Origin of the sequence: Oscillibacter sp. CU971 (assembly GCF_905219725.1) — a bacterium.
Taxonomy (GTDB): domain Bacteria; phylum Bacillota; class Clostridia; order Oscillospirales; family Oscillospiraceae; genus Oscillibacter.
This window is the reverse complement of record NZ_CAJMXG010000136.1, coordinates 1-7,952: the sequence shown is the minus strand read 5'-3', so window position 1 is coordinate 7,952 and position 7,952 is coordinate 1. Positions and strand designations below refer to the sequence as shown.

Sequence of the window (7,952 nt, the reverse complement as noted above, 5' to 3'; positions counted from 1 at the left end):
GCACCANTGCTGCTTTCAGCACTTTACTCAAGCGGTTTTAGCCTATTGGTACAGCTTCTTAACATGAAGGTCCGGGGACTCTTTGGTTGAACCGTCAAGTATTTCTTGACAGTTGACTTTAGAACAAGTTTGCTACAGCCTCTTACATAGTCATGTGTGTTTGAGTCTGTTCTGCACTTTCATGGCCCCTCATTTCCAATCGCAGTTGAAAGGCTGGGAGTTCTTTCAGAAATTCCCCCGCATTGCGATAGGACACGCTGCCTTCAATACTCTTGTTCTCGCCGAGATAGAGAACATACTTTCCTACCAGCTTCCCGAAGCGCCGTTCCGTGAGCGCGCATTTCCCCACGTCCAGCAGATGCCGGGACTGTTCAGCTACAGCCTGACGGCTGTGCTTGATCTCAAATGCCGCGCAGCAGTTTTCCTCCCGGTCATAGACCAGCATATCAAACTCCCCGCTGGCGAACTGGAGCTTGCAGACCTTGTACCGGCTGCCCAGAGCCTTGGAAGTTTCCAGCAGGATGATGTCCTCCATCATCCGTCCTCGGACCTCTTCCAAGATTCGGTCGGTGATAGCCTCCCGCTCCCTTTCGCTCAGGCAGAGAAACAGCTCGTCCTTCATCAGAGCATGGACAAGCGCCTGGGCCTGGCAGTATCGCATTCCAGGCTGAGTAAAGAGAATGTGTTCTACAGGTTCGCTGGCAGGCTCCGTCGTTTCGATGGGGCAGTCCACGATCAAATCCAGAGCAGTGAGGTATTCCTTGATTTCCACAGCATGGGCTTTCGTAATAGGTACTGTCTGTTCCTGCCGATTGCGGATCTCCAGGATATCCATAAGCCGTTGGGTAACAGTTTCCGTATCGATTTCATCCAGAGCGGTGGTCCGCTTTTCCGGGTTACGCTCTTTCCGAAGGTTCCTTGCCGCCAACCCCAAATCATGAGACAGGAAGTCACGGGTCAGCACCGACACCAAGAAGGTGTGGTTCATATCCTCAATGATCCGGTTGATGGCCCCCGTCAGTTCCCCAGTCTCATAGAGCGGACGCAGGTGCCGGAAGTGCCCGCCGTCCTCGCAGCAAGCCAGCGAATGCTGGATGTTCTTGCAGATGGCGGTGTCGATATACCGCCGGGTGGACTCGTCATCTCGGAAGGAGGCGTCCTCGGCATTTACCTCGGCATCATCAAAGGCCAATTCCCCGGCCCGGAGGGTGCCGCCATAGCGGATGTATTCGTCGATCTGGTCGATCCCCAGGAGGCGGCTGTGCTCCCGATAGGGGATGAAAGTGGTGTGGATCATCTTCGCCCGGTCGTAGAGTTCCTGGTGGAGAGCAAACCAGAACCCCAGGGAGTCCGTGCCGGATAGAACAATTTTCATTCCCTGGGCGGCGTAGATATCGGACAGGAGGGCGGCGGAGTCGATGAAGTCCCGCATCAGCGTGACTTCGTCCAGAAGTACATAGCGGAAACCCAGGGAGCGGAGCTGTTCCATGTCCCGATTCAGATTCGCGATGGTATCCTGCTTCGTGGCCTTGATATAGGCCGTTCTCGCCGCGTCCTCTGGTGTCATATCCAACACAGCCTGGCGGAGCAGAGTGGTTTTCCCGGTTCGCCGGAGGCCAAAGAGAAGGCAGACCCGGTCGCACTCGGCGTTGTACAGGTAGGCGTTCAACTGACGATAGCAGTCCCGTTTCTGCCAGCCCCGGACATTCTCGGACAGGGCCAACAGAGCGGAGCCGGTGACAACATTGGTTTTGAACGCTGACATTCGCTACACCTCTCTCCTGCTGGTCTTGGGATTCCTGCTTTGTCCAGTGTACCACATCCAGGTTCGCAAGTCGAGAGAAATTCGCCTGTTTTGCTTTTTCTGGCGTTGAAGCATTTATATTATGAGGCTGTTCATTCTCTGCGGTTTCTGTCTCGTATGTCCTGTCAGCGATTTTCTCCAGAAGCACCGCCTTGGACCAATGGAATAAGCAGACAGCGGCGATATACCAGGCACGTTCTTTGTTGGCTGCGCAGTTTTCCAGAATGACGATATTCTGCGTCCATCCGATTGTCATGGCTTGGGCCATAACTTCCGGGTTTGTTTCATACGCCCGGTAAAACTCCCGCATCCGACGAAGATTCCTGGGGGAGAAGCCGGAAATATCAGGATACGCTCTGTTCAAATATTCAGCAGCCGCAACGGCAGCTCCTTTCTCAGATCTAGTATTGACGATTTTGCCGATCCCATAACATAACTCAACCTGCGGCGGCGTCTCCGCTATGAGTGCGTCCAAATTGTTGAACATGGCACTGTAATCTATGGGTTTCCTGACATTCATAAGGCTTCCTCCTTCCTTCGTTCCGCTCTCTTTAGGTCATAGGTCATTGAAAAAGGGACTGTCCGGATGAACAGTCCCTCTATTGCGGCCCGCTTAGCTGCCGCACAAAATCTTACATATTCTCCTTGCAGAACCGATCCATAGCGGCAGTGTTGGCTTCTTCATCGCCGCCTTCAATCGTTATGGTAACCATTTCCCCGGTCTTGACACCCAGGCCCATGACAGCCATCAACTTGGTGGCGACGGCGGACTTTTCACCTCTGGAGATGGTGACGGTGCTGTCCAAGGTTTTGGCGAACTTCGCCAGCAGCCCGGCGGGGCGGGCGTGAATGCCTATGGGATCGGTGACGGTATAGGTGAACTGTTTCATTTGAAAATCTCCTTTTCTGTTTTCATCGGTTAAACGCTGGCAAAGCCCCGGCCAAACACGTCGACGGTGCTGGACATGGTGATAAAGGCCGGAAGGGCGTTCTGCCGAATGTATAGCCTGAGCTGCTTGGCCTGCCGCCGGGTCAGAGTGGTGAAGACAATGGACTGCTCCGCCCCGGTATAAGCGCCCTTGGCAGAGCTGACGGTGGCGCTCCGCCCGAGAGCGCGCGTGATATAATCGCACACCGGCCCGGCATCCCCGCAGACCACCATGACCGACTTACACATGGTGATGCTCCCAATGATGTCGTCAATCAGGAAGGTTTTCACCGCCAGGCCCACGGCGGAATACAAGATCGTCCGCAAATCAAAGACAAGCGCCGCTATGCCCACCATCACGAGGTCGATCCAGAACAGGGCCACGCCGATGTTCTGCAAATGGGCGTACTTTTTCAGGATCATCGCCGGGATATCCGTGCCCCCGCTGGAGGCCCCTAGGTGGAACAGCAGAGCGCTGCCCGCCGAGGGCAGGGACACCGCCAGGATAAACTCCAGCATGGGCTGGTCGGTCAGAGGACCTGCCAGGGGAACCAGCCCCTCAAAGACCATCAACAGCGCCGAGAGCAGGACGCTGGCAAAGGCGGTGGTCATGGCAAATTCCCGTCCCACGAACACAAACGCCGCCAGCAGTAAAATCAGATTGGCCGCCGAGGCGAACTCGCTGGCCGTGAGAGGCGTGACGCGGGCCACAATGGTGGAGAGTCCCGCCACGCCGCCGAAACAGAACTGGTTTGGAAACAGGAAAAAATAGTCTCCCACAGCGATGACAAACACCGCCAGGGTCAAAAGGCCGTAACGCCGCAATCCTTTGACCATAGCCGCCCTCACAAAAATTCCAGCACGCCGTCCAGCCGGCCCAGCACGGCGTCGGCGGCGCTTTGGTCCAGGGTCAGCTCCGGCCGGGGCTTTAGGGCGCAGACCCGAATCCCCGCCCGTTTGGCAGCGGTGATGCCGGTGGGGGAGTCCTCCACAGCCAGGGCGGTCTCCGCTGTCAGTCCCAGGGCCTCCATGGCCCGCAGGTAGATTTCCGGGTCCGGTTTGTGGGCAGCGCACTGCTCCCCGCTGATGCAGAAGTCTACCAGCTCCTCCGCCCCAGCCAGACGGACCACTTCCTTCACCGCCCCCAGATAGGAAGAGGAGGCGATTCCAATTTTCAGCCCCCTGTCCTTCAGGGCCCGGAAGAGGCTGGGAACCTGGGGGTTCAGCAGCTCTTCGTAGGGCACCGGATGCAGATGCCGGTAGGCCCGGTAGCCCATGAGCATCTCCTGCCGGAACTCCGGGTCGTCGGGGACCAGGGCCTCCCAGATGGCCCGCTCGTTGGAGCCCACGAAGCTGTTGCTGGGGCAGGGGAAATCCATCCGCTGGAAGAACTCCGCCCGCCGCTTCTGGTAGTACCACTCGCTGTCAATCAGCACGCCGTCCATGTCGAAAATCACGCCTTTTACCATGACGATCGCCTCCTAAAAGCAAGGGGAGGACGGGCTGTCCGCCCGCCCTCCCGGCAAGTGTATTTTGTACTCCGAATCAATATTCGATCTTCCACATGTAGCGGCGCTTGCTCAGGGGATGTTGGCGGATGAAGCTCAGCTCCTCGGCGAAGACCCGGAACACGGCAGTGTGGAGCAGGGGGTTGAAGTAGGTCGCCACATCGCTGGAGGCGGCGGAGGCGAGGTTATAGTCCTTGGCATCCACCACGGTGGTCAGGGCGTCGAAGCGCTGGAGGAAGGTCAGGGCCCGGGCGTCCACGGGGCGGGTCTTGCCGTCGTTCATCAGCAGGATGAAGGGCACATCCTTGTCCACGATCTCGAAGGGGCCGTGGAAGAACTCGCCGGAGTGGAAGGAGCCGGAGTTGATCCACTGCATCTCCATCATCAGGCAGATGGAGGTGGAGTAGGCCACCTCGGCGGAAGCGCCGGAGGACATGACATACACCACCGGGGCGTCGGCGTACTTGGCGGCGAATTCCTTGGCGGCCTTGCGGGCGGACTGGGCGCTGTTCTCGGCCAGCTCGAAAATCTTGTCGAAGCCAGAGAGCATCTGCTCGTACTTGTCATAGCCCTCGGTCTGCTGGAGGAGCTCCAGGGCCAGGGCCATGACGTAGCCCATCTTCTCCAGCTTGGCGGCGTAGTTGGCCTCGAAGCCGTGGACGATGGAGAAGTCGGCCTCCTTGGTCAGGGGGGAGCCGGCGGCGTGGGTCACGGCGATGACGGCGGCTCCGGCGGCCTTGGCCACGGAGTTGGCCTGGACGGTCTCCGGGGTATTGCCGCCCAGGGAGGCGGTGATGACCACGGTGTTCTCTCCCAGCCAGTCGGGGGTGTCGTTGTTGAACTCGGCGGCGGTGTAATGATAGGAGCGGAGCTTCTTGGCGGCGCTGGTCAGGAAATACTTGCCGGGGTACAGCTCGCTCTTGGAAGCGCCGCAGCCCACGAAGGCCACATTTTCAACGGTGCGGGAAGCGGTGATCTTGGAGACGATGTCGTGGACCATGCTCATGTCGATGTTATACATAATAATTTTCCTCCTGATATGTTTTAAAATGGTTGGGTGAAAGGTGAATGTATGAATGGTTTCCGATCAAACCAGGATGTGCAAAGCGTTAATGACGATGCCGCCCACGATGCAGATGGCCAGCAGCCAGCCTGTTTTGAAGCGCTTTTTAATCATGGCGTACATGGCCATGACCACCGCCAGATCCAGGGCGCAGGGGAGAATGGAGTCCACAATGTCCTGCAAAACCAATCCCGCGCTCTCAAAGGTAATCGGCGTCGTGATGCCCACCATGCTGGCCACCATGGCTCCTATGACCATCAAGCCCACGATGCCGCAGACGTACATGAGCTGGTCCATCATGCCGCCCTGGAGCTTGGTAAGGTACTTGCTGCCCATGGTATAGCCCAGCTTCCCGGCAAACCACGTCACCACGAAGGAGGGAACGAAGGAGATCAGCATGGCCAGGATGGGCCCCAGGATGCTGCCCTGCTGGGCCAGCTGGATGCCTAAGCCAAAGGCGATGATGCGGATGGTGCCCTGGAAGAAGCTGTCGCCCACGCCGGAGAGGGGGCCCATGAGAGAGGTTTTCACGGCGTTGATGGTGTCCGGGTTGAAGTTCTCCCGGTCGGCGGCGTACTGCTCCTCCATGGAGGCGGCGAGGCCCAGGGTGAAAGCGCTGGTCTGGGGCGTGCAGTTGTAGAAGGCCATGTGCCGCTGGTAGGCTTCCTTCTTATGGGCCAGCTGCTGGGGGTCCTTCTCGTCAGGGTAGATACGGTCCAGGGTGGGGGCGATGCCATAGAGGAAGCCCATGTTCATCTGCCGTTCGTAGTTCCAGGAGTCCTGGATGGCCCAGGAGCGCCAGAGGAACTGCCAGTATCTTCTGCGGTCGCTGATTTTCGCGCTGCTCATTGCGTCATCCTCCTTTACAGATCGTCGTCTTCCAGCGGGTCATAGTCGTCGGCCACAGGAGCGCCATTGGCGGAGGCGGGAGAGCCGCCCCGGAACTTCAGCCCCGTCAGCACCACGGCGATGATGCAGGCGAAAATGGCGATGGCCGTGATGTTCAAACCGATGTAGCCCACCAGGAAGAAGCCCAGGAGGAAGAAGACCACCAGACTCTTGTTCAGCATACTGCTCAGCAGCAGGGCGATGCCGTAGGCGGTGAGGAACTTACTGCCCAGGTTCAGCCCGTCGGTGAGCCAGGCGGGAATGACCTCCACCAGCTTCTGCACGAAGTCGGTGCCCAGGTACACCGCCAGGAAGATGGGCACGAAATACATCAGGGAGTAGAGCACCGTGCCCCAGAGGATGTGCATGCTCCGTGCCCGGCGGAAGTTGCCCTGGAGGATGGCAGCGTCCGCCGCGTGAGTGAGGTTGGAGAGGATGGTCCGCATCAGCACGCCCAGCATCTGGCCCAGGACGGCGATAGGGATGGCCAGGGCCAGGGCGGTTTCCGTGCTGGCATCGGTGAGAATGGCGAAGGCGGAGCAGATGATGGCCGCCATGTTCATATCCGGGGGCGCCGCCGCACCGATGACCACCAGTCCTAAGCTCATCAACTCAATGGACGCGCCCACAGCCAGGCCCGTGGGGAGGTCGCCCAGAATCAGACCCACGATGGTGCAGGAGATCAGGGGCCGCTCAAAGTTCAGGCGGCCCAGCAGGCGGGAGTCCAGAATACAGAACACGCCCACCAGCCCCAGGATCAGGGATGTCAAAAGCATAGGGGATTTCCTCCTTCTTGATTTCCGTTTCTCTGGATTACAGCTTCAGGGCCTCTTCTTTATGGCTGGGCGTCTGCTGCATGAAGATTTTGACGCCCGCGTCCAGCAGCTCTTTCGTCTGGGCGATCTCCTCGTCCGTCAGGAACACGGACTGGCCGTACTGCTTGGTGCCGGGGCGGTTGGCGGTGGCCCCGTAGTTGATTTCCTTCAGCTTGGGATAGCCTTTGCAGAAAGCCCGGAGGGTGGCCACGTTCCCGAAGATGAACATGATGTTCTCGTTCAGGGTTTCCACCTTGGGCATCTTGGCCAGGGCCTTCTCCAGGGGGAAGATGTTCAGCTTGACCCCAGTGGGCTTGCTGAGGGTCAGGGCGGATTTCTTGAGGTCGTCGTTTGCCGCTTCGTCGTCCACCACGATGATGCGCTGGGCGCTCACGTGGCCCGTCCAAGCGAACACCACCTGCCCGTGGAGCAGCCGGTAGTCCAGTCGTACCAGTTTGATCATAAATCGTCCTCCTCATTTTCCGCCGCCTGTTGCAGCAGTTTGTTGCAGTTCACAATCTGGCCACGGGCCTCCTCCAGGAACTCCTCGATCTCCCCGTCGCTGAGGGGGGCCTCCGCCGAGGCCAGATTCAGGGCAAGGCAGGCGTTGGTCCCGCACAGCAGGGTCGCCTGGGGGAACTCCGGCAGCAGCGTGAGCATGTCGTTGTTGACGCTTCCTCCCATGACGTCGGTGAGGATGTAGACCGCGTCTGCCGGGTCGAAGCCCTCTAGCAGCCGCCTCGCCCGGACGGCGATGGGTTCCGTTTCGTCCCGTGTGGTGGAGAGAACGTGGACGTTGGGGACCTCTCCCACAATCAGCTCCACCGTGTCGCGCATTCCGGCGGCCAGCCCGCCGTGGGACGCCAGGATCACTTGGTTCACTCGGATCACCCTTCCTTTCTCGTTCCTTACGCGGTATCATTACAAACGTTACACACGTTTCTTG

9 protein-coding genes and 1 pseudogene are annotated in these 7,952 nt (G+C 58.7%); all 10 read right to left on the bottom strand.

Annotation, left to right across the window (positions count from 1 at the left end):
* Positions 1-142: 142 nt before the first annotated feature.
* Complete coding sequence (locus tag JX325_RS10125; protein ID WP_204791025.1) at positions 143-1,765, bottom strand: AAA family ATPase; 1,623 nt, start codon at positions 1,763-1,765, stop codon at positions 143-145.
* Between the two features lie 163 nt (positions 1,766-1,928).
* Positions 1,929-2,291 (bottom strand): annotated as a pseudogene (locus JX325_RS18710) (DUF1016 N-terminal domain-containing protein); the annotation flags it as partial.
* 145 nt (positions 2,292-2,436) lie between these two features.
* The gene (locus JX325_RS10115; RefSeq protein WP_204791024.1) at positions 2,437-2,694 is read right to left on the bottom strand and encodes an HPr family phosphocarrier protein; all 258 of its coding nucleotides are present in this window, start codon (positions 2,692-2,694) and stop codon (positions 2,437-2,439) included.
* A gap of 29 nt (positions 2,695-2,723) precedes the next feature.
* Positions 2,724-3,569: a YitT family protein gene (locus JX325_RS10110; RefSeq protein WP_204791023.1), complete on the bottom strand. Its 846-nt coding sequence runs from the start codon at positions 3,567-3,569 to the stop codon at positions 2,724-2,726.
* An 8-nt stretch (positions 3,570-3,577) separates the two neighbouring features.
* On the bottom strand, positions 3,578-4,201 hold the full coding sequence (locus tag JX325_RS10105; protein WP_204791022.1) for an HAD family phosphatase: 624 nt from the start codon (positions 4,199-4,201) through the stop codon (positions 3,578-3,580).
* A gap of 76 nt (positions 4,202-4,277) precedes the next feature.
* Positions 4,278-5,261, bottom strand: a complete 984-nt coding sequence (locus JX325_RS10100; protein ID WP_204791021.1) for an SIS domain-containing protein — start codon at positions 5,259-5,261, stop codon at positions 4,278-4,280.
* A gap of 66 nt (positions 5,262-5,327) precedes the next feature.
* Positions 5,328-6,152 (bottom strand): PTS system mannose/fructose/sorbose family transporter subunit IID, encoded by an 825-nt coding sequence (locus tag JX325_RS10095; protein ID WP_204791020.1) that lies wholly within the window; start codon positions 6,150-6,152, stop codon positions 5,328-5,330.
* A gap of 14 nt (positions 6,153-6,166) precedes the next feature.
* A complete protein-coding gene (locus tag JX325_RS10090) occupies positions 6,167-6,967 on the bottom strand; it encodes a PTS sugar transporter subunit IIC (RefSeq protein WP_204791019.1) in 801 nt (266 codons plus the stop codon).
* A 37-nt stretch (positions 6,968-7,004) separates the two neighbouring features.
* Entirely contained in the window at positions 7,005-7,469 is a 465-nt protein-coding gene (locus JX325_RS10085) for a PTS sugar transporter subunit IIB (RefSeq protein ID WP_204791018.1), read from the bottom strand.
* On the bottom strand, positions 7,466-7,888 hold the full coding sequence (locus tag JX325_RS10080; RefSeq protein ID WP_204791017.1) for a PTS sugar transporter subunit IIA: 423 nt from the start codon (positions 7,886-7,888) through the stop codon (positions 7,466-7,468). The genes JX325_RS10085 and JX325_RS10080 overlap by 4 nt, the downstream gene beginning before the upstream one ends.
* Positions 7,889-7,952: the final 64 nt, after the last annotated feature.